Source organism: Roseovarius halotolerans, from assembly GCF_900172255.1.
Classification (GTDB): domain Bacteria; phylum Pseudomonadota; class Alphaproteobacteria; order Rhodobacterales; family Rhodobacteraceae; genus Roseovarius; species Roseovarius halotolerans.
The window spans coordinates 197,522-219,488 of sequence record NZ_FWFU01000003.1 but is presented as its reverse complement, the minus strand read 5'-3'; the positions used below and the strand labels follow the sequence as shown (position 1 = coordinate 219,488).

Genomic DNA, 21,967 nt, shown 5'->3' with positions numbered 1-21,967 from the left:
ACCAGAGGCCCAGAAGCATCGCGGCTTCAACCAAGGTCCGGACTTCGCCTCCTACCCGCAGAAACAGTTCCTGTGAAATCGGCGCATCGACATGGCGCGAACTCGCGGCGCATGTGCGACTCAAACCCTGAACAAGGCCAAGCATTTCCTCCCAGGTGACGAGACGCTCGGGCGTTGCCGGATCCGACATATACCCCCTCGGTATATCATTTCGGGGTCTCCCGTCGTGGTGCCCGAAAACGGGCTTTTCACAGGAGTGGACGCTCCCTGACGTAAACCATTACACTTAGTCGAGTCAGTACTCGCCTATTTGGCTACGTCCCTTGGAGCACAATGCAACTCGTCTTCCGGGCTTTCACAGCCGATCGGAGGGCAGTAGCAATCGTCCCATCCTGTCTTGCAGCACTTTCCACAATGGCCCGTCAACGCGTCACGTAAGGCCATGCGGGCTCGGTGAAGCCGTACTCCAAGCGCGTTCCGCGTAAGGCCCATGTCGGTGGCAACAGTGGCGCGGTCCTCCTCGCCAAGGTCAATCCGACGGATCAGGTCGGCATCCGCATCGCGCAAGGTGGGTATCAGACCGTTCACGCAACGGCAAAATTGCGCCATCTGTTCGGGGGCATCATGAGCTAGTTCCTCGGGTTCTCCGCCATATGCTTCGGTCAGGCGCCCTCGACGTGCCGCCTTGCGGAAATGATCGTTCATCGTCGAACGCAATATGGCGTAGAGCCAAGAATCCACCCGTTCCACATCGCGCAATTGTTCTTTGCGCGTAAGCACGCGGATGCAGAATTCCTGCAAAACATCCTCGGCATCCGCTTTGTTGCCCAAACGGCGCATCAGAAAGCCCCAAAAAGCCTGCCTGCCTTCTGAAAGCGCCATTCTGGCTGCGTCGTGATCATGCGTGACTCCGCACGATTTATTTTCTGTGCCCGTCATACTTCGCCGCCTCCTGATTGAGATGCTGGCCGCTCGCTATCAACTTCATTTCCAAGCATCGCTTTCCGCCGGTGAACTAGCGCTATACCCAAGAATATCATAACGATCCCGATGATCTGCAAGAGCGATAGACGCTCGCCATAGATCACGAAACCCAAGGTCAACCCGAAGACTGGAATGAGAAAGCTGAAGGCGTTGGCCCGGTTCAAGGGAACCGTTTCAAGCGCCGTAAACCATAACCAATAAACAAGAGCGGAACCTGCCAAGGCCAAGGCAAGAAGTGAAGCTATAAACGTGAACGTCCAATTTATTGTGGTAGGCTCCTCCGTGACCAAAGCCGCAATGGCCAGTGGTACGCTACCCAACAGCATCTGCAATCCCATCGCCGAAAGGCTATCAACCTTTCCTGCGATGGATTTAATCATGACGTTGCTGAACGTAACGCCTGCGGCTGCAAGAATGATGTAGAGAACGCCAATTGCATAACTCTCGTTTCGTTCCGCAAGAAAATCTGGCAACGCAATCAGCACGATTCCCGCGAAGCCCGCGAACAAACCCGAGCTACCTCGGATAGACAACTTTTCTCCCAGCCAAAGCGCCGCGAGAACAGCTGCCAGGAGAGGTTGTGTATTCGCTATCACTGTAGCAAGACCGGGCGAGACGAACTCTGCCGCATGAAACATCCCAAGAAAGCCGAGACTTGTCGCACCTAGGCCAACTCCTGAAAGCGTCATCCAAACCCGCCATCCGCGCGGAAAGGGTCGACCCAGGACAAGCGCCAAAAGCGTAAGAATAATGCCTGCCAGGGCCGCCCTCATAGCTGCGAAGGTCAGGTGGGGCGAGTATTCGAGTCCGGCCACGATGACGGGAAAACACAACGCCCAAAGCACCATGGCAAAGACAATCTTCAAAGTCGCAACTGGTGTCATGGGTAGTCCCAACGTCAAAAAATAACACCTTCGTCCTCAGCTGCATTTACAGGATAAAGCGCCGCTTGCCGCGGAAATCTGTCACCAAATGTAACCAGTTGGGGTTTTGCGACAGAACGTTACACGACCACTCCATGAGCCCGTTGCATAGCACATCCGATTTGCCATGTTTGTCAGGCAAAAAGCCAAAAGGAGGCATTCTATGAAACGCAACACAACACTTATCCTCGCAACCTTGTTTTCCACAGCGCTCGGCGGAGCCGCACTCGCAGACATGGGGTATGTAACCGGGCATCACGAACTGCCCGACCGCGACAACAATGTTCACATGAATGACACGATGCGCGGACATTTCGATCACGCAGACCAGAACGATGACGGCAAGGTCACGCGCGCGGAAATGGAAGCGCACATGGAGGCGGCATCAGAGTTCAAGAGCATGTTCGAAGAGCGTTTTGACAATCCGCAGAGAGGCCAATGAGGCTACCGAACAGCCGCTCTGGCTGAAAATCGAGAGCCATCGTGTCTGCAAGTGGGAAATGGCTGCGGCGCTTGATATGCGCCGCAGTCAGGGCCGACATCGAGCGGATAATGACCATGATGTCTTCCAAGCATTGGCTCCGTTCGAATGGCGCACGATCAACACTGCGCGCCCGTCTTAGCGGCATACTGGGATCAACGCCGACACAGAAAAGCTAAGTCCGAAAGAGGAAACGATCTTATGAGAACTCCGCTCATGACTATTGGGGCTGCATTAGTGGCTAGCAGCGCTGCAATAGCCGATGTCTACATTCCTGAGGGAGAGCTCGGAACGGTTCTTCATCTGGACGAAAATTACGAGGTGGCGGGCCGCATAGAAGGGCTTGACAATGTTCACGGGCTGGCAGGCGCACCGAAACGAGGCATTCTGGTGGCCGGCAGTCTTTCGGAAACCCGAGGCGATAAGATGGCCAAGCCCTCCCAAGTTTCCGAGGAAGATCACGAAGCCCATCACGGCGGCGGAGCAATGGCTGAGCCAACCGCGGCGAGTCTGGTCACCTTGGTCGATGCCGACAGCCACAAAATACTGCGCCGCACCGAAGTGCCCGGCATTGTTCACCATGTTGGCATTTCTATAGATGAGCGCTTTGCGGCAGTGACGCATCCCGGCCTTGATGCCGTCTCGTTGATAGACCTCGACAGCGGCGACGTAACGGGCACAATCGCTACGGGACCGATCCCCGAATATGTGGTTGCGGATCCGGAGACTGGGACATTCTTCGTTTCGAATGCGGGAAACAACACAATCAGCGAACTCGATCCAGACGACGGGATCGTAACTCGGAGCTTCAAATTGCAAGGCCCACCCAAGCACATGCTGCTGCTTGCAAAAGCCCGTCAACTGATTGTCAGCGAGTCTGATACCGGCAGGGTTTCCATAGTCGATGCCGACAATGGCGAAACTCTTGATACGTTCGAAATTGGCGGCGACCTTCATGGCGTCGCGGCCGACAACGGCGCAATCTGGTCAAGCGCACGCGAACGCGACCGGGTGGTGCGCATTGATCGCAACACAGGTGAACGCCTTGAAGTTAAAGTCGGACCTGAACCCTATCATATGGCGCGCGTCGGCGACGCGCTTATGGTGAGCAGCGCCGTCAAGAACGAGCTATGGGTTCTCGATCCGAAAACGCTTGATCTGCTCGTGATTGTCGAGACGGACAGCACCGGGCATCAATTCGTCCCTATGCCATAGACGAAGCGAACCAAGGTTGCGGGCGCAAACGTACCCGCCACCGCACCGATCAGCCGATGGGTCAAACTTCATCCGGTTAACGCATTTTTGCCTACAATTATACGCCCTTAAAGTTGACATCTTTCTCGAGTTCCAAGGACTTCTTTCGGGCACTTTCCCTGACCTGCCCCCCGAAACTTCCCTCGTTTTGATGTAGAGTTTGCTCAATCTTTCGAAGGAGCAAACGAATGCGAAAGAGCCGTTTCAGCGAAGCCCAAATCATCGGGATGATCAAAGAGCAGGAGGCCGGGATGCCGACAGCCGAGGTGTGCCGCAAGCATGGCCTCAGCCAAGGCACCTTTTATAAATACAAATCGAAGTATGGCGGCATGGAGGTGTCCGACGTCGCGAAGCTGAGGGCAATGGAAGACGAGAACGCCCGGCTTAAACGCCTGCTGGCTGACACGATGCTGGACAATGCTGTTCTGAAGGATCTGCTGGGAAAGAACTGACGACGCCGATTGAGCGGCGAGAGGCAGCGCTCAGGGCGATGCGGGATCACGACATCTCGCAACGCCGGGCCTGCCGACTTGTCGGTGTCGATCCAAAGACGGTCCGGCGTGAACGCCCGCCGGATAACCCTGAGATACGCAAAGAGATGAAAGCGGTCGCCGCCAAGCGCCGCCGGTTCGGCTACCGGCGGATCGGGGTGATGCTGGAACGCAAAGGGATGATCATGAACCACAAGAAGCTGTATCGGCTTTACACCGACGAGAAGCTGGGGGTCCGGCGACGACGGGGCCGCAAACGGGCCCGCGGATCGCGGACACCAATGCCAGACGCTTTGAGACCCGGCGAACGCTGGTCCCTGGACTTTCTGTCCGACACCTTCGGGACCTCGCGCCGGTTCCGCATCCTGGCGGTGAACGATGATTGTTGCCGCGAGAACCTGTGCCTGATGGCGGATACCAGCATCTCGGGTGCTCGGGTCGCGCGGGAGTTGGATGCACTGGTCCGGGTCTATGGAAAGCCCGGCAGTATTGTCAGCGACAATGGAACCGAGTTCACCAGCCGGGCGATCCTGAAATGGGCAAACGACAATAACGTCGGGTGGCATTACATCGACCCGGGCAAGCCGCAGCAAAATGCCTTCATAGAGTCATTCAACGGCAGCCTGCGTGATGAACTCCTGAACGAGGAGATGTTCGACAGCCTGGACGATGCTCGCCGGAAGCTGGCGCTTTGGCGCTACGACTACAACAATGTCAGACCGCACTCATCGCTCGAAAATCAAACACCCGCAGAAGCGCGCCGGACGCTTGAGCAATTTGAGGGCTCCGCGCCCGGCGCGCTTGCCCAAACTGACGACGAAGAATATGAAAACCAGACCCGCAGACTCTCGTTATGAATGAGGGAGCCTCGGGGGGCAGGTCACAAGCTCGAAAACGAGCTGCTGGTCGGCGGTGTTGTGTTCTCCGAGTGGACAACACTGATGTCATACGAGGCGCACAGTTGTTTTGTCGCTGGTTTAGACATATCGACGATAATTATCTGTGCTAGCGCTTGCGAATCCTACCTTCGCTCGGAAGCCGAAGATTTCGACTCACCACTTTATCATCTCATTAATGTGTCAGATATTCCTTTAGATTTACGTGAACGGTTGCATGGGCTCCGAAAGGCTAGAAATGAATGGGTGCATTCTCTTAACGCAGAGAAAAACCAAGAGCCAAAGTGTTATTCTACAGTGTATACGCCTGTTTTGGAAAAGCAGGCGCAACTCGCTTATGAGACCATGCTCCAATTATTGCTGGTTGACCAATCAATCTAGCAAACACTACCCGCTTTTCTTGCTTGTCGTTGCCCAGTTTTAACATCGGTTTAGGCGCGGGGAGAACTCGCGAAGTGTGCTAGGGTTTTGGCCGCCACAAACATCTGGTTCTTCTCGCGCCGGCAACCCATAAAATGGGAGTATTGAAGCGTGAAGTCTGGATGGTTCTGGCGCACAGCTTTTGCGTCAATCCGCTGTGAGCGATCAGTGCGTTCTACCGACTGTCGCTTTTCGCTTCGCGTTAACCCCGCCTTAACCATCCTGGCCTCATCCTGCATCTCATGCAGAATCGAAACTCACCCCTGTCGCCCGACATCTGGCTGCGTGACCTCTTTGCATCCAAGGCGGTGCAGCAGGGCGAAGTGATCCGGCGCAAGGCGCGGGATGTGGAACGTTTCGCGGGGATGGAGCGGTTCATGCGTGAAATCCACCGGCGGGGATACCAGGTGGTGGAAAACTCGGGGCAGATCGTGATCTTCTGCAACCGTGCGCCGGTCCGTTGGCTCACGCCCGGCGCACAGCCGATTTCTTCAAAAGAAATCGTTCAGAAATCCCTTCGGGATTTCGCTTCCACCGCAGGCCCAGACAGCTGAACGTCCGGGTCCGCCTGATGGTGGGGCCGCGTCCTCACTTTGTCCAGTGCGCGCCCACGTCGAAGCCTTCGGGTCGGGGTATCTCGGCCAGGTGGTCCGCCATCCTCTTCCAGAGCGCGGTCACCTTGTCGGCATTCGCGTCCGAAAGTTCACGGGTCTCGACCACTGACACCACGTAACCTTTGCCGTCCTCATTCATGACGTTGATGAATTCCTTCAGGCCCGGCAGCGCCATGATGTCGGCTTTCATGCTTTCCATCGTGGCCATCGCCGCGTCGCGGGTGCCGGGCTTCAATTGAAATCGCGTAATGCGTGCAAACATGGCACGTCCTCCCTCTTATTATGATTTGTTCGTTTGAGGCGCCCCTTATTGACGCAACGTCAATATAGCACGCATCGACCTTGCAGAGGTGGCTTTTCTCGGCACCGGCCGCCAGGGATGCCAAACGCGTGAGCAGTTGACCCTGCGGCCTCTTCGCATTGGCTCACCTCACCGAAGCGGCGAGACAGCTATGACAATGCGGCCTGTTCGGATTATCTCGGCGCACTCTGCCGGATGCCGGACGGGCAGGCGCATGACTGCGCACTGCCCGACGTTTCGCGCTGAAGCCTCAGAAGTCGAACAGGTCTTCCAGGAATCCGCCACGCTTCTTGCGCTTGTAATCGCGCGCGTCGCCGCGGGGGCCGTGTTCGCGGTGTTCACCGGTTCCGCCCTGCGGGGCCGATCGCTCGACGATCTTGTCCAGTTCACCGCGATCCAGCCAGACGCCCCGGCATTTGGGGCAGTAATCGATCTCGACTCCGGCGCGGTCGGTCATGACCAGGTTCTCTCCGTCGATCGGGCATTGCATGGGCGTCATCCTTCCTGAAGTGAACATATGCCTTCAAGATGGGGTCGCGCCTCACGCGCTCAAGCCCGCTCAGTCGCCTGTGACAGAAAGCCCCAGAACGCGCCAGCTCTGCATCCCGCCGCGATAATAGAAGATCCGCTCCGCCGGATAGCCGGCCGAAATCATGTTGCGGATCGCCGAGGGGCTTTGCCCGCACCAGAGACCATTGCAGAAAAGCGCCACGCGGCGGGCGTTCTCGCAATCCCAGCCGTCGAAATCGATCTCGCAGCCCAGATCGCCCAAGCGGTCCACCACCTGCGTATAGGGAATGTTGATCGCGCCGGGGATGGTGCCGCCCTCGAACCAGTCGGGCGTGCGGCTGTCCACCAGCACGGTTTCGGAATCCTCCAGCATGTCCAGCAATTCCAGTTCGCCGATGGTGGTCACGCCCGGCGCCGGGGTCATCGGCTGGATGCAGAAGGGCGGGCAGGGGCGCGAGGTGCGCGCCCATTCGCCGGTGATCTCGTGGTCGTTGTCCTGAAGCCGCTTGATCTCGACCGGGCCATTGGGGGTTTCGACCGTGACCGAGGGGCGGTCGGGCCGGATATTCACCGGCTCCTGCGCGGCCAGCGGCGCGGCCCCAAGGCCAAGGCAAATGGTCGCCAGCGTGATGATCGCTCGCATGATGTCCTCCCGTCCTGTGGATCGGGCGGCGCCGGGGCCATATCCCCCGCGCCGCCATGTCTCGCAATCGCGTGCCGCCAGTCTAGCGGATCACATGCACCGCGCAATTGGCATGGCGCACGACCTGACCCGCCGTGCTGCCCAGAAGCAGGTCCTGCATGCCGGGGCGGTGGCTGGCGATCACGATGCAATCGCTGCCGTTCTTTTCGGCATAATCAAGGATCGTGCGGCTGGAATGGCCGCTCACCACTTCGCTCGCGCCATTGGCCAGCGGTGCCGCCATGTCGCGCAGCTCGGTTTCGATCGCCTGACGGCTTTCGACAAGGTAGTTTTCAGGCACATAGCTGATCGCATAGCCCGGAATTTCTTCCATGACATGCACCAGCGTGATCTTGCCATCCGCGCCTGCCAGCGTTTCGGCCACCTTGATGGCGCCTGCAGCGTCGCGGTCTTCCTCGAATGAGATGGGAACCAGAATATTCTTGTACATGCTATCCTCCAGTTATGAATTCGGCCCATCCTCGCAGAACGCAAGATGCGCCACATTGATACAGGTCACACCGGCGTCACCGCGGTGCGGTCACTCCACACTGGCCTCGATCTGGCGAAGGATCTCCGAGACCCATTCCCCGATGATCGGCAGGAACTCCACCTGGCTCAGCGCCCATGCCACCAGCGACAACAGAACAGACGCCCCCAGCACCGTGCCCAGACCGAACGCCAGCCCGCGCGCCAGGTTGAACATCAGGAGTCGCGGGATCGAATTGTGAATCCGCACGAAACGATGCGCATTGAGCTGCGCCACCTCGGCGCGCAGCGCGTGCAATTCCTCGGCCAGCGGGCTTTGCGGGGCGTCGCCGTCGTTCTTCATGGTCAATCGAAGGTCGCCGTCACGTCATACATCACCGGCTCGAAACTCTTGCACATCTCGTTGATCCGCCGGTTGCGCGCGCGCATCTCGTCGCTGCGCAGCATCGCCAGGAAATCCTCGCGCCGGCGCCATTGGGAATAGTTGGCGATCCGGGTCTGGGCATCGTTCACATGCAGCCCCGCAGCGATGAACCCGGGCTGTTTCGAGATGAATTCCCGATAGGCCTCGGTCAGCTCGTCCATCAGGTCCTGACAGGTGCCGGGGGTCGTTTCGAAGGTGGTGATGACGGTTTGGTAACTGGTCGACGTCTCGATCTTGGGCATGGCACACCTCCTTGGCCGAGTCGCAGCCTAGCAGCTTGACCGCGCAGGGCAAATTCTTCTCTTCGGTTCCGGCCTGCGGCGTTTTGAGCGCGAAACCCGGCGTTAACCCTTGGTTTACCTCTATTGACGATAAGTGAATCCGGAGGTGAGCCATGCCTGTGCTGTTGATGCTCCTGCTGATGTTTCATGCCCTGCCGCTTCATGCGGGCCCGTGGCTGCGCGAAAAGGGCGAGTCGTTCCTGTCCTTCTCGCTCGAGGCCGATCTGCTCGAGGGCGGAGATTTCGCAGCCTTCTACGGCGAATATGGCTGGAGCGAGAGGACAACCGTCGGCCTCGACCTTGGCGGCCATTCCGGCGAGATGTCCAAGGCGCTCATCTTCGTGCGCCGCCATTTCGGCACGGCGCCCGGCGGCATGTTGCTGGCGGTGGAACTGGGCAGCGGTCTTGCCGGTGGCGACCGGGCGCTGCGTCCGGGCCTGTCCTTCGGGCGCGGGTTCGACTGGAAGGGGCACAGCGGCTGGCTGGTGCTCGATGCGCGCGCGCTGATCCTCGACGAGGGGCGCGAGACCGCCTGGGAAGGCGACCTGACCTTCGGCTTCCGGGCCTTTCGCAAGTCGCGCGCAATCCTGCAATTGCAGGCGCGCCAGCCCGTTTCGGGCGATGCGCAGATCAAGCTGGCGCAATCCTGGGTCATTGAACGCGCCCCCGGCCGCCACCTCGAGATCGGGATGACGGCCGGCATCAGGAACAGTGACGCGCTGGCGCTGAAACTGGCGCTTTGGCACAGCTTCTGACACCCGGCACCTCAGAACGGATCGTCGATGCGCAGCTTGATCATGACCGTGCCTTCGACCGGCTCTTCCCATCGCAGGGTGATGCGGTCGTTGTTCGGCCCCTGCTTGGCCAGATAGTAAGGCGCGCCATAATGGACCGCGCCGCTCGCATTCCGGACCGGCCCTTCGGCGATGACCGACTCGACCACCTGCGCCCAGGCATCGAATGGCAGCTTCCCCGCCGCGTTCACGTCCCAGGCCTGCGACGGGCTGGCCTCGGTATGTTCGATGACCACCGGGCTTGCGACCGGCTTCGCCACGTTGTTGAAGGTGTTGTCGCGGAAGGTCACGTTGTAGAAGCGGTTGTAGTCGAGATCGGCAAAGCTGGTATCGACCTTCTCGACCCGGTCGATCTCGTCGCCGATGACCCTGAACGCATTGCCGGTGACGGTCAGCCCGTTTACGAAATGCCCCGGACCCATCGGCTTGATCACCAGCCAGTTGAACCAGGGCGCCACATGGCTCACGATAAATGTGTTGTCAGTGATGCTGAGTTGGCTGAACGAGAATTCAGACGCAAATTCAGGTGCTTGGTCGTGCTCGTTCACCCATTCGATGAAGTTGTTGTCGATGTAGTTCCCGTCGATCGTGCCGCGGTTGTTGATGCGCGTGAGAACCAGCCCGCCCACGCGCGGCGAATTCTGCAGCGTGTCGCCCTGGAACCAGTGATTGCCCGAGATGATCGAACTCGACCCCCCGATCACCGCGAAATGGCGGAAATGCACCGCGCGGTTGTTGCGCAGCTTAACGTCATTGGCGTTGGTATTGATGGCGATGGTCTTGCGCTCGGTCGCGGGCAGCGGGCTTTCGTCAGACAGGAACTGGCAGCGGTCGACCAGCATCCCCTGGCAGCCCTCGCCGTGGCTGGTGATGCCGCGATCCTTGGGGCGCGTGATGAAGCAGTCGCGCAGTGCAAAGACACTGCCCTGGGGCGGCAACAGGATACCGCTGCACTCGCCGCTGCACTGAAGCTCGATATCCGCCAGGTGAAAGCGCCCCAGGTCCGAGAAGCCGCTGAAATCGAGGATGTATTTGAACCGCCGGAAGGTAAAGACTTGGGTGCCGTCCGCATCATAAAGCGGCGCGCTCAGATCCAGGGTCTGCGCGGCGATGTTGCGGTCGCGCACATAGACCTCCCGCCCCACGCCATTGCCCTCGATCAGGGACCCAACCGGCACATTGGCGACGTTCTGCACCCCGGTCAGACGCTTGGGATCGTTCGGCGAATAGCTGGCCTGCGACGTGACCACCTCGGTGTCCCATGCGCTGCCGGGATAGACCGAGAACTGCCCGTTGCGGATCACCCGGCGCTGGTTGAAAAAGGTCCGGTTGGCCAGCGCCCCCTGCAGGTCGATCGGCGCGCGCACCCCGATCAGCCGTCCGCCAAGGTCCAGCTCGTTATGCCCGGCGGTATTCAGCAGCGCCTGAAACGCCTTCTTGAAGGCCAGTTCTTCGTCATCGCCAAAGGCGTCTACATAGGTCGGCAGGTCGAAATTCTTGGTCAGGCCGAGAATCTTGTCCTCGGGCATGGTCAGCGTTCCCTCAAAGCGCACGCGGCTCTGGAAGGTGACGCTGTCGCCAAGGAAATAACTGCCCGCCGAGACCAGCACCTCGCGCCCGTTCGCGGCCGCGTCGGCGGCCTCGAAGGCGGCGCTGTCGTCGCTCACCCCGTCGCCCATTGCGCCGAAATCGCGCACGTCCACCATGCCCAGCATGTCGCGCAGGAAAACCTGCGTCACGTCCTCGATCTCGATATCGTCGATCCGCAGGATGCCGCCATTGGGGCCGGTCAGGTCGAGTCCGACATGGGCATAGACGGGCGCCGTGCCCCAGGCCATGTCGACGCCGTTGCGCTGGCCGGGTCCGATGATCGCGCTCAGTTCGACCACCTCGCCATAGGCGGACAGACTGACCTGCGGGCCGGTCTCGACCAGTCCGGCGACATGGACGCCGCCCGCGCCACCCGCCCAGGCGGCGATGCGCAGGCTGGGAAGGTTGCCGCTCATCGCCTTGGCGCGCACCCGCACCTGCAGATAGCAGCCCGGCAGGATCGGGGTTTGCCCCATATAGCGCAGCTTTTGCAGGGTCTCGGTCTTGATCAGCTCAAGCGCGCCGCCGAAATCCTGGTCGATGGGCACGAAGGCCGCATTGATGGCACCGTCATAGCTGTCCGAGCCCGGAACCCCGTCGCCGCTCGACCACATGTCGAGCCCCGCCTCGAAGGGCGGCGGCATGAAGACGACCCCATCGGTGATAGCCTTGTTCATCGAATATCCCTTTCCGCATCCGGGCGGCGCCACGGATGCCCCATGTTTCTGCGTCCACGGGAAGGGGAAATATCAACGGGGGGTTAACGGTGCCCGACAGCACCGTGACGGTGGTGGCGCGCAGGCGCAACAGGCGCCGCGCGCCGCCGCTCTAGTCGTCCTTCAGCAGGCGGTCGGCCTTCTTGCGCACCAGAACCGAGCGCAGGTCATGCATCGCCAGCAGCAGAGCGTCGGTGATGTTGTCCAGCTGCTCATTGGTGGCGCGGCTCTGCACCCAATGGGTGGTCTGATTGAGATAATCCACGGCGCGGTGAATATCGTCGATGTCGCGCTCCGCCAGCAGGGCGTTGCGGTCCTCCATCCACTCCTCAATCTCGCGAAGGTCCTCCGGGGTCAGTTCACGGTCGCCATGCGGCTTGATCTGGCCGTTGCGGATGTTGACCACCGCGATCTGTTCCATGTCGATCCGGCGTTGCCGGTTCTCGGTGTCGACGCGAAACACGAAAGCGCCGTTCTCACGCACCCTGAAATAATAATCAGGCAGGTCGCCCGCCATCGTATCCGCCCCTTCACTCACTTCAGTGCGGCGCAGAATGTCTGGATCCGCCCGCAGGCCTCTTCCAGGGCCTCATCCGCGGTAGCGTAGCTCACACGGAACGCCGGGGAAAGCCCGAAGGCAGCGCCGAATACCACTGCAACGCCGGTTTCTTCCAGAAGCGCGGTGGCGAAGGCCTCGTCATCGGTGATCTTCGTGCCTGCCTTGCTGGTCTTGCCGATCAATCCCGCGATCGACGGATAGACATAGAACGCACCCTCGGGCACCGGGCACTCGATCCCCTCGATCGCGTTCAGCTTCTCGACCACCAGGTCGCGGCGGCGCTTGAAGACCGCGTTATTGGCCTTGATGAAATCCTGCGGCCCGTTCAGCGCCTCCAGCGCCGCCCACTGACTGATGGTGCAGGGGTTTGAGGTGCTCTGCGACTGGATCTTGCGCATCCCCCCGATCAATACCTCGGGGCCGGCCGCATAGCCGATCCGCCAGCCGGTCATCGCATAGGCCTTCGAGACGCCGTTGCAGGTCAGCGTCCGCTCGTAAAGGCCGGGTTCCACCTCAGCGGGGGTGCAGAACTCGAAATCGTCATAGGCCAGGTGCTCATACATGTCGTCCGTCATCACCCAGACATGGGGATGGCGCATCAGCACATCGGTCAGCGCCTTCAGCTCCTTGCGCGAATAGCCCGCGCCGGTCGGGTTGCTGGGCGAGTTGAAGATGAACCAGCGCGTCTTGGGCGTGATCGCCGCCTCCAGCGCCTCGGGTGTCAGCTTGAAGGCGGTCTCGATGCCCGCGGGCACCACCACCGGCTCGCCGCCCGCCAGCAGCACCATGTCGGGGTAGCTGACCCAATAGGGTGCCGGAATGACCACCTCGTCGCCGGGATTGAGGGTCGCCATCAGCGCATTGTAGAGGATCTGCTTGCCGCCGGTGCCGACGCTGACCTGCGCTGGGCTGTAGGTCAGCCCGTTCTCGCGCGCGAACTTCTCGCAGATCGCCTGCTTCAGCTCGGGAATGCCGTCGGGCGCGGTATATTTCGTCTTGCCCTCGTTGATTGCACGAATGCCCGCTTGCTTGATATTGTCGGGCGTGTCGAAATCGGGCTCGCCCGCGCCCAGGCCGATCACGTCATGACCCGCCTGGCGCATTTCCGCCGCCTTGGTGGTGACCGCGATGGTCGGAGACGGTTTGACGCGAGATAGTGTCGCGGAAAGGGGGTTCATGACGGCCTCCGGTTTGTATAGCGATAACGCATGTCATAGGTTCTGTGCCAACCCGGATCAAGCATCCCGGCAAGACCACTTGAAAGGAAGACAGATGAACGACGATTCGACCGAAGGCTGGTTCGACCCCGACGCCACCACATTCGGCGACCGTGTCGCCGGCGCGCGCGAACAGGCCGGGATGACCCAGGCCGAACTCGCCAAGCGCCTCGGCGTCAAGCTCAAGACCCTCAAGGGCTGGGAAAACGACCTCAGCGAACCGCGCGCCAACAAGCTCTCGATGATGGCCGGGCTCCTGAACGTGTCGCTGCTCTGGCTTCTCTCGGGCGAGGGCGAAGGCCCCGACGGCCCCGGCGAAGACCGCGAACTGTCGCGCGACGTGACCGAAATGCTGACCGAGATCCGCGATATCCGCACCCATCTCGTGCAGTATACCGACCGGCTCGGGCGCCTTGAAAAGACCCTGCGCGCCAAGCTCAAGGACGAGGCCGGTGCCTGAAGAAGACCGCGACACCCGGATCAGGCGCCTGGCCATGCGCTCGATGCGCCGCGGCATCAAGGAGATGGATATCATCCTCTCGCGCTACGCCGCGGCCCGTCTCGATGCGCTTGGCGAGGCGCAGCTGGACCTTTATGACCGGCTGCTCTGCGAGAACGATCAGGATCTTTACCAGTGGGTCACCGGCCAGGTCGCGCCGCCCGATCCCTTCGGCGACCTCGTCGCCGAGATCGCGCTCTTGTCGGACGCCTCGCGTTCAGCGGTGAAATAGCGCGCATTTTAGACGTTATTGCTTCGGTTTACGGATTTTTCGGTATTTTCGCTCAACCTCCTCTCCAAGACCAATCGCACGGAGACGAAGATGAGCTTGCACACCCAGATGGCCGCGGCCGAACAGCAGAGCTTCGTGACAGGCTATCTCGATGCCCTGTCACTGGTGGAGCGCCTGCACCGGCTGCTTCTCGATGTCATCAAGGACGAATTTGAACGCCTGGGCGTGCTCGAGGTGAACCCGGTTCAGGCGCTGCTGATGTTCAACATCGGCGAGAACGAGGTGACAGCGGGCGAATTGAAGACCCGTGGTTACTACCAGGGCAGCAATGTCAGCTACAATCTCAAGAAACTGGTGGAAATGGGCTACATGCACCACCAGCGATGCGAGATCGACCGCCGCTCGGTCCGGGTCCGGCTGACAGAAAAGGGCCGCGCGGTCCGCGATGTCGTCGCTGCGCTATTCGGCCGCCACGCCGACGGGCTGCAGGGCAAGGGCGTGCTTGGCGCCGACGGGATCGACCAGATCACTGGCGCGCTGCGGCGGGTCGAACGCTACTGGACCGACCAGATCCGCTACATCTATTGAGCCGTCGGGCCGGCCGGGCAGGGCGCCCAGCATGATGTCGTTGATCTCGCGGAACAGCTTGCGCGACATGGCGCGCCTGTAGTCGTCGTAACCGCTCGCGACCTCGACAAAGGCATTGGTCCCGCGGATCACCTCGCTGCGGTAGAAATCCAGGACCTCGGGCGCATCGCCCAGCACCACCAGCCCGTTCACGGTGACATTGCTCAGCGGGAAATGCCGATAGGCCAGGCGCGGGCCGAACCCCTCGTTGTTGACGCCGTCGCCCGACACATCGATCACCCGGCGCGCACAGACGGGCGCGCGCGCCAGAAGCCCCGCCGCATAGCCCAGACCATAGCCCATCGCGGTCGGAAACTCGGATTCGCTGCGCGTCGCGCGCGCCAGCGCCGCGACCGCCCGGTCGATATCGCCGTGTCCCTGCAGCAGGCTCCAGTCCAGCAGCATCGCCTGCTTGTAGCGCCCGCTCCATTCATAGATCGCCAGCGCCACATGGCCCTTGCCACCCTTCAGGATCGCGTGGCGGATCTCGGGCGCATTGAGCGCGCCCGCCAGCCCGGTGCGCTGCAATTCATATTCCTGCGCATCCACCGAAGATGACACATCCAGCGCCAGGACCAGCGCAAGACGACAGGTGGCAGCGGCAGGCCATGCGCCCGCCGCCCACAGCCCCGCCGCCAGCAACGCGGCCCTTACCAATGGCCTGTATTCTCCATGCTCGCCCAAGGCTCCTCGGGGGGCTTGGCATCGCCCGCCTGCAACAGCTCGATCGAGATATTGTCGGGGCTGCGCACGAAAGCCATCCGCCCGTCGCGCGGCGGGCGGTTGATGGTCACGCCATTGGCCTGCAAATGCGCGCACATCGCGTAGATATCCTCGACCTCGTAGGCCAGGTGCCCGAAATGGCGGCTGTCCGAAGGCAGCCCTTCATCGCCGTCCCAGTTCCAGGTCAGTTCGACGGGGCATTCCTCCTGCCCCTCGGGAGCCATGAAGATCAGCGAGAACCGCCCGGCCTCGACATCCATCCGCCGGGTCTCGCGCAGGCCCAGCAATTCATAGAACTTCATGCTTTCCTCAAGGTCCTTCACCCGGACCATCGTGTGCAGATATCGAATGCGCATTGCCTGTCTCCTTGTTGCCTTCGCCCCACAGAATAGTCCCATTCCGATCCCTGTCGACCCACCCGCATGGCGGCGCGGCAATTACACCCGATATTGGCGTTTTCACCGATGGCCTCCGCAAGATATAGTGGGGCGCGACTCGCGACGATGGCTTTGCACCGAAAGGATTCCCCGATGCCCCTCACGCCCGACCAACAGGCCGAAATCGACAGCCTGCGCAGCCAGCCCCAGGACACGCTTCGCACCGTCGCGCCGGGGATGGAAAAGCACCTTTACACCGCGCATCCGGTGCTCGATCATGGCTTCGTGCGGGTGGTGGATTACATGGGCGACGATGCCGCCATCTGCCAGGCCGCGCGCGTGAGCTACGGCAAGGGCACGAAATCCGTGTCCAATGACGAGGGGCTGATCCGCTATCTCATGCGCCACTGGCACTCGACCCCGTTCGAGATGTGCGAAGTGAAGCTGCATGTGAAGCTGCCGGTGTTCGTGGCCCGCCAGTGGATCCGCCACCGCACCGCCAACGTGAATGAATATTCCGCGCGCTATTCGATCCTTGACCGTGAATTCTACATCCCCGCGCCCGATGCGCTGGCCGCGCAGTCCACCACCAACAACCAGGGAAGGGGCGCGGCGCTCGAGGGCGAAGAGGCCGACCGCGTGCTGCGCATCCTCCAGGACGACGCGATGCGCTGCTATGACAATTACGAGGCGATGATCTCGGACGAGGGGCAGCAGGGGCTCGCGCGCGAACTGGCGCGCATGAACCTGCCCGCCAATATCTACACCCAATGGTATTGGAAGGTGGACCTGCACAACCTGCTGCATTTCCTGCGCCTGCGCGCCGATACCCACGCCCAGTATGAAATCCGCGTCTATGCGGATGCGATCTGCAAGATCACCGCAGACTGGGTGCCCGCCGCCTACAAGGCGTTCGAGGATTACCGCATGGGCGGCGCCACGCTCTCGGCCCGCGCGCTCGACTGCGTGCGCCGCATGATCCAGGGCGAAGAGGTCACCCAGGAAAGCTCGGGCATGTCCAAGGGCGAATGGCGGGAATTCAAGGAGGTGATTGGCTGATCACCTCGTCCGCACCCTGGCGATCAAGACGTTGGGCGGTGATCGCGCCGCCCACCACCCCCCGCCCGTGACCTTGTCACGGGCCGCGCCCGACCCGCCCCAAGGGCGGGCGCGTCTGCACCGTTGTCCACGCCGCTGAACGTCCGCTCACTCAACCCGTCCTCTCCAACGCATTGTCCCAAAGCGCCCGCCCCGGTCCGGGCGCGCCCCTTTGTTGTTCTCACCAAACCCGCGATCCGTTAACATTTCCCAACCCCAGCGCACGCCTGAATCCGATCCAATCCGCCCCTTCCCGCGTATCCATTCCAAAGACCCCAGACGCCGAAAGGGCCGACATGCTCAACATTCTGCTGCTTTACCTTGTCACCGCCGCCGTGTTCCTCGGCCTTGATGCGATCATGCTCAAGACCGTGATGAAGCCACTGTTCGAGGCCCATATCGGCGACATGATGGCCGAGGAGATCCGGCTGGCCCCGGCGGCGCTGTTCTATCTCTTCTACGTGGCGGGCGTCTTGTGGTTCGTCTCGCTGCCCGCGCTGCGCGCCGGTGCGCCGCTCAACGCGCTGCTGGCGGGGGCGGCCCTGGGGGCGATGGCCTATGGCACCTACGAGTTCACCAATTTCGCCACCCTGCGCGGCTGGGACTGGCGGATGGTCGCGACCGATGTGACCTGGGGTGCGGTGCTGACCGGGGTGTCGGCCTGGTCCGGGGTGATGGTGGCGCGGGCGACCGGATGGCAGGGCTGAAACGGGGGCTTTCGGAGCCCTGATCGGGGCGCTCTGGCGGGTTTTGTACAAAACGAACCGGGCCACGCGCGGATTCGGTACAAAACCCGCGTACAAACCGGACGTTTTGTACAGCGTCCGGCTGTGTCGATCTCCCTCACTGCGGGGCTGCGCAGCCCCGCGCCGGGGTCATGATTGGATGATTATAACAGCTTCAGATCGCTCGCCATCTGGCGTCCGTCGCGCCCCTCCTGCAGGTCGTATCCGACCTTCTGATTGTCAGCCAACCCGGTCAGTCCAGACCGCTCGACAGCCGAGATGTGAACGAACACATCCTTGCCCCCTTCGTCCGGCGCGATGAAGCCGTATCCCTTTGTGGTATTGAACCATTTAACGGTGCCTGTGGGCATTCCGTCTCTCCTTCTTGTCGTCCTTCTTCCCGGAGAACCGGGTGTTCTTCACCACAAGCGCCGCTCAAAATCCGGCCCGCGAAATAAGCTGGCCGAGCCTGACGACGCCTCTGGCGCGTCCGATGATTGCACGGGCCATGTAAAAAGCAAGCAAAACACAGGTGACGCCACCGCCGCTGCCCGTTATTGAGGCGATATGAGCTGGAGGCTGCGATGATCCTGTATGGTCTGAAAACATGCGATACCTGCCGCAAGGCATTGAAATCACTTCCGAATGCGACATTCGTGGATGTCCGCGCCGAGGGCGTCCCCGAGGCGGTGCTGAAATCCGCCCATGCTCGTTTCGGCGCCGCTTTGCTCAATACGCGCTCGACCACATGGCGCGGCCTTGACGATGCAGACCGCGCCCGCAACCCACTGGAATTGCTTAAGGATCACCCGACCCTGATGAAGCGCCCGCTGATCGAGGAGGCGGGCGAGCTCTATCTTGGCTGGGGTCCGGATTCTCAGGCCGCATTGCTCGGCTAAGCCACGGGGCATCAGCCCGAAGGAGACGAAATCATGCGCAACGCGGCCCTTGTTCTTGGCATCATCGGCGGGCTTTTCGCCATGCTGGTCGGGTTCTTCAGCTTCGGCTATACCGAATTCATCAACGAATACGGTGAGATAGAGGGCCTTGCGCGACAGGTCGACAGGGTCGGGCTTATCCGCACGGTCAGCTTCCTCGCGCCGCTTCTGGCGATTGCCGGGGGTGCGATGGCGCGGGTCCGGGCGCTCTGGGGCGGGGTGTTGATGCTGATCTCGGCGGGTGCGATGTATTACGCCTTTGATTTCAACGTCTTCACCATGTTCCCCATCGGCTTCACGGCGCTTGGCGCTGTGCTGGCGCTGGCCGCGGGGAAGCCTGACGAGCCCAAGGCGCATTTCTGAGAACCAGCCGGTCCAGCGAGATCGGCCCCGCACCCTTGATCGCCAGGACCACCAGAACGAACACCCAGAACGCCCGCTGATCCGCGATGACGGAATCCGGCAGCCTGTCGAACCACGCGCCGATCGTGCCGGGCTCGGCGATGGCGCCATGACCGAAAAGATCTGTCAGCGTCTGCAGCGCGACAAATCCGATCATCCCGAGCGCGGCCAGCCGTGTGAGAAGGCCCGTAACGATCAGAAATGACAGTAGAAATTCAGCCCATGTGCCGGCCAGAACCACCAGCCAGTGAAGCACGCCAAGCTGGCCGTGATCATAGCCGACCGCCTCCATCGCGCGGGGGAATATCTGCGCATAGGCACCGGCGGAGGGCATGAAGATCCCAAACAACCCGTCGCCCAGCTTTGTCAGGCCCGACACCCAGAAATAACTCAGAAGAACCCCGGCAAAGACCAGCCGCGCAAGTGTCGGCACCAGCCAATCCGCGCGCGCCATCAGGGCGCAGAAACGGAGGTAATAGGTGACAAGGATCATGTGGCTTGCTCCTTAGGGGGAAAGATTGCGGTGATGGCACGACCCGTCAGAAGCAGTGACAGCATCCCCGCCAGATCGAAATCCTGCGCCTCGCCAAGTGCCGCATCGACCGCGTCCGACAGGCTTTGCGCGCTCAGAAGCGCGGTCACGAACACCGCGCCACCGGGCGGCAGAAGCTGAACGACGGGATCGAATTCCGGTCGGGTGATCAGGACATCCTCGGCCACGGCCGAAGGCTTGGGCGCGCCACCGTCGCAAGCATAACGCCAGATCCCATGTACCGGCCAGGGCGACCGCAGCACGCGCAGCGCAGGCGCCAGTTCAAGGCGCGCCTGTGCCATCAGATCAGGGGACAGGCGCTCAAGTCTGTCCGCCTCGACCGGGGCGCGGTCGGCCGCGTGGTAGGCCTCGCGCTGTGCCTGTTCAAGGCGCGCCACATCGCCCAGGTAACGCAGATGCGAGAGCGGAGCGAAGCGTTCAAGAAAGTCTGGAAATTCAGTGCCATACTGCATGATCATCGGTGTCGATGGCGGGTGCTGCCGCAGGTAGAGGCCCGCCACCTTCTTGAAGTTTTCAGGCCCGATCAGCGAACGGATGGCAGGAAACCCCACCTCAAGCGCCTCGGTGAGGCTGACCGCGACATTGTTGCGATAGACATCGAAACGCCGCCCCGCCGCGCGGCCCTGGCCGTCGCTGAGGCCATCAGGGATCGGGGCGCTGCCATCAAGCAGCGCGCGGTGAAACACGGTCTGGGTCGGACTCATGCCGGAACCTGCTGCAGGGCGTTGGCGGCGCGTTGCGCCTCGGCGGCCAGGACATGCCAGTCCGGCACGTCGGAATCCCACTCGATCAACAGTGGACGCGCACCCGCGCGCGCCAGCGTGTGGTCCAGCAAGGCCCAAACCGGATCGGCCACCTCGCGCCCGTGGCTGTCGATCAACAGCGGCGCGCCGTGATCGTCATGGTCCTCGTCATGCCCGCCAAGATGGATTTCACCCACCTGCGCAAGCGGGAAGGCGTCGATATAGGCGCGCGGGTCCAGATCGAGATTGGTGGCCGAGACGAATACGTTGTTCACGTCCAGCAACAGCCCGCAGCCCGTGCGCCGCGCGACTTCGGTCAGGAATTCCGTCTCGCTATAGGTGCTCTCGTCAAAGGCCAGATAGCTTGACGGGTTCTCCAGCAGCATCTTCCTTCCGATTGTTTCCTGCAGCGCGTCGATATGGTCGGCGACGCGGGTCAGCGTTTCCCCGGTATAGGGCAAGGGCAGGAGATCGTTGAGAAAATGGCTGTCATGGGTCGACCAGGCAAGGTGCTCGGAGAAGCTGGCGGGTTGCAGCCAGTCGCACAGATACCTGAGCCGCGAAAGATGATCGGGATCGAGCCGCCCCTCGCCGCCGATGCTGAGACCGACGCCATGAACAGAGATCGGAAATTGTTCTGCCAGGTGACGCAACTGCGCCAAAGGGCGCCCGCCATCGCCCATGTAGTTCTCGGCATGGATCTCCAGCCATTCGACCGGGCGCGGATCATCCAGGATGGCGGTGAAGTGCTGTGGTTTGTAGCCGACGCCAGGACCGGCGGGCAGGGTGGGAAAATGTGAAACTGCATCAAGCATCGCAAGCCTCCTGTCGCAAAACTCTGTCGGGACGGGATGCGCGGTGACCGCGCATCCCCAGCGTCGCGTTTACGAGGGCAGGTCGCGGTCCAGCGGTTCGAGCGAACCCATGCGTTCCGACCCGTCGGCCATTGCGGGCAGGTCGATATCGGCGCAGGTGCCTTCGGGGACCAGCGTCCAGGCATTGCCCTGGTAGTCGACGGTCGAGGAACCGGCACAGGTGGTTCCGGCACCTGCCTTGCAATCGTTTTGCCCGGCCAACGAAACGCCATAGCATTTTTCCTTGGCGTCCTGAGCAGCGGCGGGGCTGCTGTAGGCGGTCAATGCGGCGGTCATGGCGCCGGCGATGGCAACGGTCTTCATGGTCTTGGACATAGTGTCTCTCCCTCACTGGGTTGCAGGTCATATCGCCGAGGATACCCGACGATAACGCAAGGGTAGAGCGGAAGGCGCGCGCGGGCCTATTCACGAGGACGTCAGACACGGAGCCGTCAAAAGCCGTGAAGACAAGCGGTAGCGCAAGGTGCTTGAAAATCAAGGATTTCGTGTCGGCCCCGGCGCACGCCGTAACAATCGCGTGCCGGAACCGAGGATCAATTTCGCCCTTTG

30 protein-coding genes and 1 pseudogene are annotated in these 21,967 nt (G+C 61.3%); 13 read left to right on the top strand and 18 right to left on the bottom strand.

Annotated features, from left to right (window positions below; all coding sequences use genetic code 11):
* Positions 1-306: 306 nt before the first annotated feature.
* Both ROH8110_RS12145 and ROH8110_RS12140 read right to left on the bottom strand, forming a co-directional pair.
* On the bottom strand, positions 307-939 hold the full coding sequence (locus ROH8110_RS12145; RefSeq protein WP_085818062.1) for an RNA polymerase sigma factor: 633 nt from the start codon (positions 937-939) through the stop codon (positions 307-309).
* Positions 936-1,868 carry a DMT family transporter gene (locus tag ROH8110_RS12140; protein ID WP_085818061.1) on the bottom strand — a complete coding sequence of 311 codons (933 nt, stop codon included), beginning with the start codon at positions 1,866-1,868 and terminating at the stop codon, positions 936-938. Before ROH8110_RS12140 ends, ROH8110_RS12145 begins: the two co-directional genes overlap by 4 nt.
* 202 nt (positions 1,869-2,070) lie before the next feature.
* On the opposite strand from ROH8110_RS12140, the gene ROH8110_RS12135 reads away from it, so the two are divergent.
* The 5 genes from ROH8110_RS12135 (at position 2,071) to ROH8110_RS12110 (ending at position 6,003) form a co-directional block, all read left to right on the top strand.
* On the top strand, positions 2,071-2,349 hold the full coding sequence (locus ROH8110_RS12135; protein WP_139837411.1) for a hypothetical protein: 279 nt from the start codon (positions 2,071-2,073) through the stop codon (positions 2,347-2,349).
* A gap of 240 nt (positions 2,350-2,589) precedes the next feature.
* Positions 2,590-3,603 (top strand): YncE family protein, encoded by a 1,014-nt coding sequence (locus tag ROH8110_RS18505; protein ID WP_147430609.1) that lies wholly within the window; start codon positions 2,590-2,592, stop codon positions 3,601-3,603.
* Positions 3,604-3,830: 227 nt separating this feature from the next.
* A protein-coding gene (locus ROH8110_RS12120; RefSeq protein ID WP_121143690.1) for an IS3 family transposase occupies positions 3,831-4,990 on the top strand; the annotation gives its coding sequence in 2 pieces (ribosomal slippage) (positions 3,831-4,080 and positions 4,080-4,990; 1,161 coding nt in all).
* Entirely contained in the window at positions 4,991-5,410 is a 420-nt protein-coding gene (locus ROH8110_RS18815; protein WP_139837409.1) for a hypothetical protein, read from the top strand.
* A gap of 281 nt (positions 5,411-5,691) precedes the next feature.
* Entirely contained in the window at positions 5,692-6,003 is a 312-nt protein-coding gene (locus ROH8110_RS12110; RefSeq protein WP_085818056.1) for an aspartate aminotransferase, read from the top strand.
* A gap of 34 nt (positions 6,004-6,037) precedes the next feature.
* Here the strand turns inward: ROH8110_RS12110 and ROH8110_RS12105 are convergent, their stop codons facing one another.
* The 6 genes from ROH8110_RS12105 to ROH8110_RS12080 all read right to left on the bottom strand — a co-directional run bounded on the left by ROH8110_RS12105 (position 6,038) and on the right by ROH8110_RS12080 (position 8,711).
* On the bottom strand, positions 6,038-6,325 hold the full coding sequence (locus ROH8110_RS12105) for a hypothetical protein (RefSeq protein WP_085818055.1): 288 nt from the start codon (positions 6,323-6,325) through the stop codon (positions 6,038-6,040).
* A gap of 289 nt (positions 6,326-6,614) precedes the next feature.
* Positions 6,615-6,854 (bottom strand): TFIIB-type zinc ribbon-containing protein, encoded by a 240-nt coding sequence (locus ROH8110_RS12100; RefSeq protein ID WP_085818483.1) that lies wholly within the window; start codon positions 6,852-6,854, stop codon positions 6,615-6,617.
* Between the two features lie 69 nt (positions 6,855-6,923).
* On the bottom strand, positions 6,924-7,517 hold the full coding sequence (locus tag ROH8110_RS12095) for a rhodanese-like domain-containing protein (RefSeq protein WP_085818054.1): 594 nt from the start codon (positions 7,515-7,517) through the stop codon (positions 6,924-6,926).
* 82 nt (positions 7,518-7,599) lie between these two features.
* Complete coding sequence (locus ROH8110_RS12090; protein ID WP_085818053.1) at positions 7,600-8,007, bottom strand: universal stress protein; 408 nt, start codon at positions 8,005-8,007, stop codon at positions 7,600-7,602.
* A gap of 90 nt (positions 8,008-8,097) precedes the next feature.
* Complete coding sequence (locus tag ROH8110_RS12085; RefSeq protein WP_085818052.1) at positions 8,098-8,388, bottom strand: DUF5665 domain-containing protein; 291 nt, start codon at positions 8,386-8,388, stop codon at positions 8,098-8,100.
* Positions 8,389-8,390: 2 nt separating this feature from the next.
* On the bottom strand, positions 8,391-8,711 hold the full coding sequence (locus ROH8110_RS12080; protein ID WP_085818051.1) for an antibiotic biosynthesis monooxygenase family protein: 321 nt from the start codon (positions 8,709-8,711) through the stop codon (positions 8,391-8,393).
* Positions 8,712-8,863: 152 nt separating this feature from the next.
* Between ROH8110_RS12080 and ROH8110_RS12075 the strand changes: the two genes are divergently transcribed.
* A complete protein-coding gene (locus tag ROH8110_RS12075) occupies positions 8,864-9,505 on the top strand; it encodes a hypothetical protein (RefSeq protein WP_085818050.1) in 642 nt (213 codons plus the stop codon).
* Positions 9,506-9,516: 11 nt separating this feature from the next.
* Here ROH8110_RS12075 and ROH8110_RS12070 read toward each other — a convergent pair whose 3' ends face one another.
* From ROH8110_RS12070 to ROH8110_RS12060, 3 genes are all read right to left on the bottom strand, one after another.
* Positions 9,517-11,811 carry a glycosyl hydrolase family 28-related protein gene (locus ROH8110_RS12070; protein ID WP_085818049.1) on the bottom strand — a complete coding sequence of 765 codons (2,295 nt, stop codon included), beginning with the start codon at positions 11,809-11,811 and terminating at the stop codon, positions 9,517-9,519.
* 151 nt (positions 11,812-11,962) lie between these two features.
* Positions 11,963-12,367 carry a hypothetical protein gene (locus ROH8110_RS12065; RefSeq protein ID WP_085818482.1) on the bottom strand — a complete coding sequence of 135 codons (405 nt, stop codon included), beginning with the start codon at positions 12,365-12,367 and terminating at the stop codon, positions 11,963-11,965.
* Positions 12,368-12,384: 17 nt separating this feature from the next.
* Positions 12,385-13,587, bottom strand: a complete 1,203-nt coding sequence (locus tag ROH8110_RS12060; protein ID WP_085818048.1) for a pyridoxal phosphate-dependent aminotransferase — start codon at positions 13,585-13,587, stop codon at positions 12,385-12,387.
* Between the two features lie 94 nt (positions 13,588-13,681).
* Between ROH8110_RS12060 and ROH8110_RS12055 the strand changes: the two genes are divergently transcribed.
* The 3 genes from ROH8110_RS12055 to ROH8110_RS12045 all read left to right on the top strand — a co-directional run bounded on the left by ROH8110_RS12055 (position 13,682) and on the right by ROH8110_RS12045 (position 14,945).
* A complete protein-coding gene (locus ROH8110_RS12055; RefSeq protein ID WP_085818047.1) occupies positions 13,682-14,086 on the top strand; it encodes a helix-turn-helix domain-containing protein in 405 nt (134 codons plus the stop codon).
* On the top strand, positions 14,079-14,357 hold the full coding sequence (locus tag ROH8110_RS12050) for a succinate dehydrogenase assembly factor 2 (RefSeq protein WP_245962842.1): 279 nt from the start codon (positions 14,079-14,081) through the stop codon (positions 14,355-14,357). The genes ROH8110_RS12055 and ROH8110_RS12050 overlap by 8 nt, the downstream gene beginning before the upstream one ends.
* Before the next feature lie 90 nt (positions 14,358-14,447).
* On the top strand, positions 14,448-14,945 hold the full coding sequence (locus tag ROH8110_RS12045; protein ID WP_085818480.1) for a MarR family winged helix-turn-helix transcriptional regulator: 498 nt from the start codon (positions 14,448-14,450) through the stop codon (positions 14,943-14,945).
* Positions 14,946-14,993: 48 nt separating this feature from the next.
* On the opposite strand, the pseudogene ROH8110_RS12040 reads toward ROH8110_RS12045, so the two are convergent.
* Positions 14,994-15,626: pseudogene (locus ROH8110_RS12040) on the bottom strand (DUF1194 domain-containing protein); the annotation flags it as partial.
* Positions 15,627-15,634: 8 nt separating this feature from the next.
* Complete coding sequence (locus ROH8110_RS12035; protein WP_085818046.1) at positions 15,635-16,063, bottom strand: VOC family protein; 429 nt, start codon at positions 16,061-16,063, stop codon at positions 15,635-15,637.
* Positions 16,064-16,237: 174 nt separating this feature from the next.
* On the opposite strand from ROH8110_RS12035, the gene thyX reads away from it, so the two are divergent.
* Positions 16,238-17,143 (top strand): FAD-dependent thymidylate synthase, encoded by a 906-nt coding sequence (gene thyX, locus ROH8110_RS12030; protein WP_085818045.1) that lies wholly within the window; start codon positions 16,238-16,240, stop codon positions 17,141-17,143.
* A gap of 335 nt (positions 17,144-17,478) precedes the next feature.
* Positions 17,479-17,889 carry a DUF2177 family protein gene (locus tag ROH8110_RS12025; protein ID WP_085818044.1) on the top strand — a complete coding sequence of 137 codons (411 nt, stop codon included), beginning with the start codon at positions 17,479-17,481 and terminating at the stop codon, positions 17,887-17,889.
* 182 nt (positions 17,890-18,071) lie between these two features.
* Here the strand turns inward: ROH8110_RS12025 and ROH8110_RS12020 are convergent, their stop codons facing one another.
* Positions 18,072-18,278: a cold-shock protein gene (locus tag ROH8110_RS12020; RefSeq protein WP_085818043.1), complete on the bottom strand. Its 207-nt coding sequence runs from the start codon at positions 18,276-18,278 to the stop codon at positions 18,072-18,074.
* Between the two features lie 213 nt (positions 18,279-18,491).
* Between ROH8110_RS12020 and ROH8110_RS12015 the strand changes: the two genes are divergently transcribed.
* Together ROH8110_RS12015 and ROH8110_RS12010 are read left to right on the top strand one after the other, a co-directional pair.
* Positions 18,492-18,806: an ArsC/Spx/MgsR family protein gene (locus tag ROH8110_RS12015; RefSeq protein ID WP_085818042.1), complete on the top strand. Its 315-nt coding sequence runs from the start codon at positions 18,492-18,494 to the stop codon at positions 18,804-18,806.
* 33 nt (positions 18,807-18,839) lie between these two features.
* On the top strand, positions 18,840-19,208 hold the full coding sequence (locus ROH8110_RS12010; RefSeq protein WP_085818041.1) for a hypothetical protein: 369 nt from the start codon (positions 18,840-18,842) through the stop codon (positions 19,206-19,208).
* Here ROH8110_RS12010 and ROH8110_RS12005 read toward each other — a convergent pair.
* The 4 genes from ROH8110_RS12005 to ROH8110_RS11990 all read right to left on the bottom strand — a co-directional run bounded on the left by ROH8110_RS12005 (position 19,141) and on the right by ROH8110_RS11990 (position 21,733).
* Positions 19,141-19,740 (bottom strand): DoxX family protein, encoded by a 600-nt coding sequence (locus ROH8110_RS12005; protein WP_085818040.1) that lies wholly within the window; start codon positions 19,738-19,740, stop codon positions 19,141-19,143. The two genes, ROH8110_RS12010 and ROH8110_RS12005, sit on opposite strands and share 68 nt — an antisense overlap.
* Positions 19,737-20,504, bottom strand: a complete 768-nt coding sequence (locus tag ROH8110_RS12000) for an HvfC/BufC N-terminal domain-containing protein (RefSeq protein ID WP_085818039.1) — start codon at positions 20,502-20,504, stop codon at positions 19,737-19,739. The genes ROH8110_RS12005 and ROH8110_RS12000 overlap by 4 nt, the downstream gene beginning before the upstream one ends.
* Complete coding sequence (bufB, locus tag ROH8110_RS11995) at positions 20,501-21,358, bottom strand: MNIO family bufferin maturase (RefSeq protein WP_085818038.1); 858 nt, start codon at positions 21,356-21,358, stop codon at positions 20,501-20,503. Before bufB ends, ROH8110_RS12000 begins: the two co-directional genes overlap by 4 nt.
* Before the next feature lie 69 nt (positions 21,359-21,427).
* Positions 21,428-21,733, bottom strand: coding sequence for a BufA1 family periplasmic bufferin-type metallophore (locus tag ROH8110_RS11990; RefSeq protein WP_085818037.1), 306 nt, complete (start codon positions 21,731-21,733; stop codon positions 21,428-21,430).
* Positions 21,734-21,967 lie beyond the last annotated feature (234 nt).

Coding starts and splice junctions, on each gene's coding strand:
- thyX (WP_085818045.1), top strand. CDS start 16,238: ATGCCCCTCACGCCCGACCAACAGGCCGAAATCGACAGCCTGCGCAGC.
- ROH8110_RS12005 (WP_085818040.1), bottom strand. CDS start 19,740: ATGATCCTTGTCACCTATTACCTCCGTTTCTGCGCCCTGATGGCGCGC.
- ROH8110_RS12060 (WP_085818048.1), bottom strand. CDS start 13,587: ATGAACCCCCTTTCCGCGACACTATCTCGCGTCAAACCGTCTCCGACC.
- ROH8110_RS12010 (WP_085818041.1), top strand. CDS start 18,840: ATGCGCAACGCGGCCCTTGTTCTTGGCATCATCGGCGGGCTTTTCGCC.
- ROH8110_RS12025 (WP_085818044.1), top strand. CDS start 17,479: ATGCTCAACATTCTGCTGCTTTACCTTGTCACCGCCGCCGTGTTCCTC.
- ROH8110_RS12055 (WP_085818047.1), top strand. CDS start 13,682: ATGAACGACGATTCGACCGAAGGCTGGTTCGACCCCGACGCCACCACA.
- ROH8110_RS12085 (WP_085818052.1), bottom strand. CDS start 8,388: ATGAAGAACGACGGCGACGCCCCGCAAAGCCCGCTGGCCGAGGAATTG.
- ROH8110_RS12070 (WP_085818049.1), bottom strand. CDS start 11,811: ATGAACAAGGCTATCACCGATGGGGTCGTCTTCATGCCGCCGCCCTTC.
- ROH8110_RS12035 (WP_085818046.1), bottom strand. CDS start 16,063: ATGCGCATTCGATATCTGCACACGATGGTCCGGGTGAAGGACCTTGAG.
- ROH8110_RS12100 (WP_085818483.1), bottom strand. CDS start 6,854: ATGCAATGCCCGATCGACGGAGAGAACCTGGTCATGACCGACCGCGCC.
- ROH8110_RS12095 (WP_085818054.1), bottom strand. CDS start 7,517: ATGCGAGCGATCATCACGCTGGCGACCATTTGCCTTGGCCTTGGGGCC.
- ROH8110_RS12045 (WP_085818480.1), top strand. CDS start 14,448: ATGAGCTTGCACACCCAGATGGCCGCGGCCGAACAGCAGAGCTTCGTG.
- ROH8110_RS18505 (WP_147430609.1), top strand. CDS start 2,590: ATGAGAACTCCGCTCATGACTATTGGGGCTGCATTAGTGGCTAGCAGC.
- ROH8110_RS12080 (WP_085818051.1), bottom strand. CDS start 8,711: ATGCCCAAGATCGAGACGTCGACCAGTTACCAAACCGTCATCACCACC.
- ROH8110_RS12105 (WP_085818055.1), bottom strand. CDS start 6,325: ATGTTTGCACGCATTACGCGATTTCAATTGAAGCCCGGCACCCGCGAC.
- ROH8110_RS18815 (WP_139837409.1), top strand. CDS start 4,991: ATGAGGGAGCCTCGGGGGGCAGGTCACAAGCTCGAAAACGAGCTGCTG.
- bufB (WP_085818038.1), bottom strand. CDS start 21,358: ATGCTTGATGCAGTTTCACATTTTCCCACCCTGCCCGCCGGTCCTGGC.
- ROH8110_RS12065 (WP_085818482.1), bottom strand. CDS start 12,367: ATGGCGGGCGACCTGCCTGATTATTATTTCAGGGTGCGTGAGAACGGC.
- ROH8110_RS12090 (WP_085818053.1), bottom strand. CDS start 8,007: ATGTACAAGAATATTCTGGTTCCCATCTCATTCGAGGAAGACCGCGAC.
- ROH8110_RS12075 (WP_085818050.1), top strand. CDS start 8,864: ATGCCTGTGCTGTTGATGCTCCTGCTGATGTTTCATGCCCTGCCGCTT.
- ROH8110_RS12145 (WP_085818062.1), bottom strand. CDS start 939: ATGACGGGCACAGAAAATAAATCGTGCGGAGTCACGCATGATCACGAC.
- ROH8110_RS12020 (WP_085818043.1), bottom strand. CDS start 18,278: ATGCCCACAGGCACCGTTAAATGGTTCAATACCACAAAGGGATACGGC.
- ROH8110_RS12140 (WP_085818061.1), bottom strand. CDS start 1,868: ATGACACCAGTTGCGACTTTGAAGATTGTCTTTGCCATGGTGCTTTGG.
- ROH8110_RS12110 (WP_085818056.1), top strand. CDS start 5,692: ATGCAGAATCGAAACTCACCCCTGTCGCCCGACATCTGGCTGCGTGAC.
- ROH8110_RS12015 (WP_085818042.1), top strand. CDS start 18,492: ATGATCCTGTATGGTCTGAAAACATGCGATACCTGCCGCAAGGCATTG.
- ROH8110_RS12000 (WP_085818039.1), bottom strand. CDS start 20,504: ATGAGTCCGACCCAGACCGTGTTTCACCGCGCGCTGCTTGATGGCAGC.
- ROH8110_RS12135 (WP_139837411.1), top strand. CDS start 2,071: ATGAAACGCAACACAACACTTATCCTCGCAACCTTGTTTTCCACAGCG.
- ROH8110_RS11990 (WP_085818037.1), bottom strand. CDS start 21,733: ATGTCCAAGACCATGAAGACCGTTGCCATCGCCGGCGCCATGACCGCC.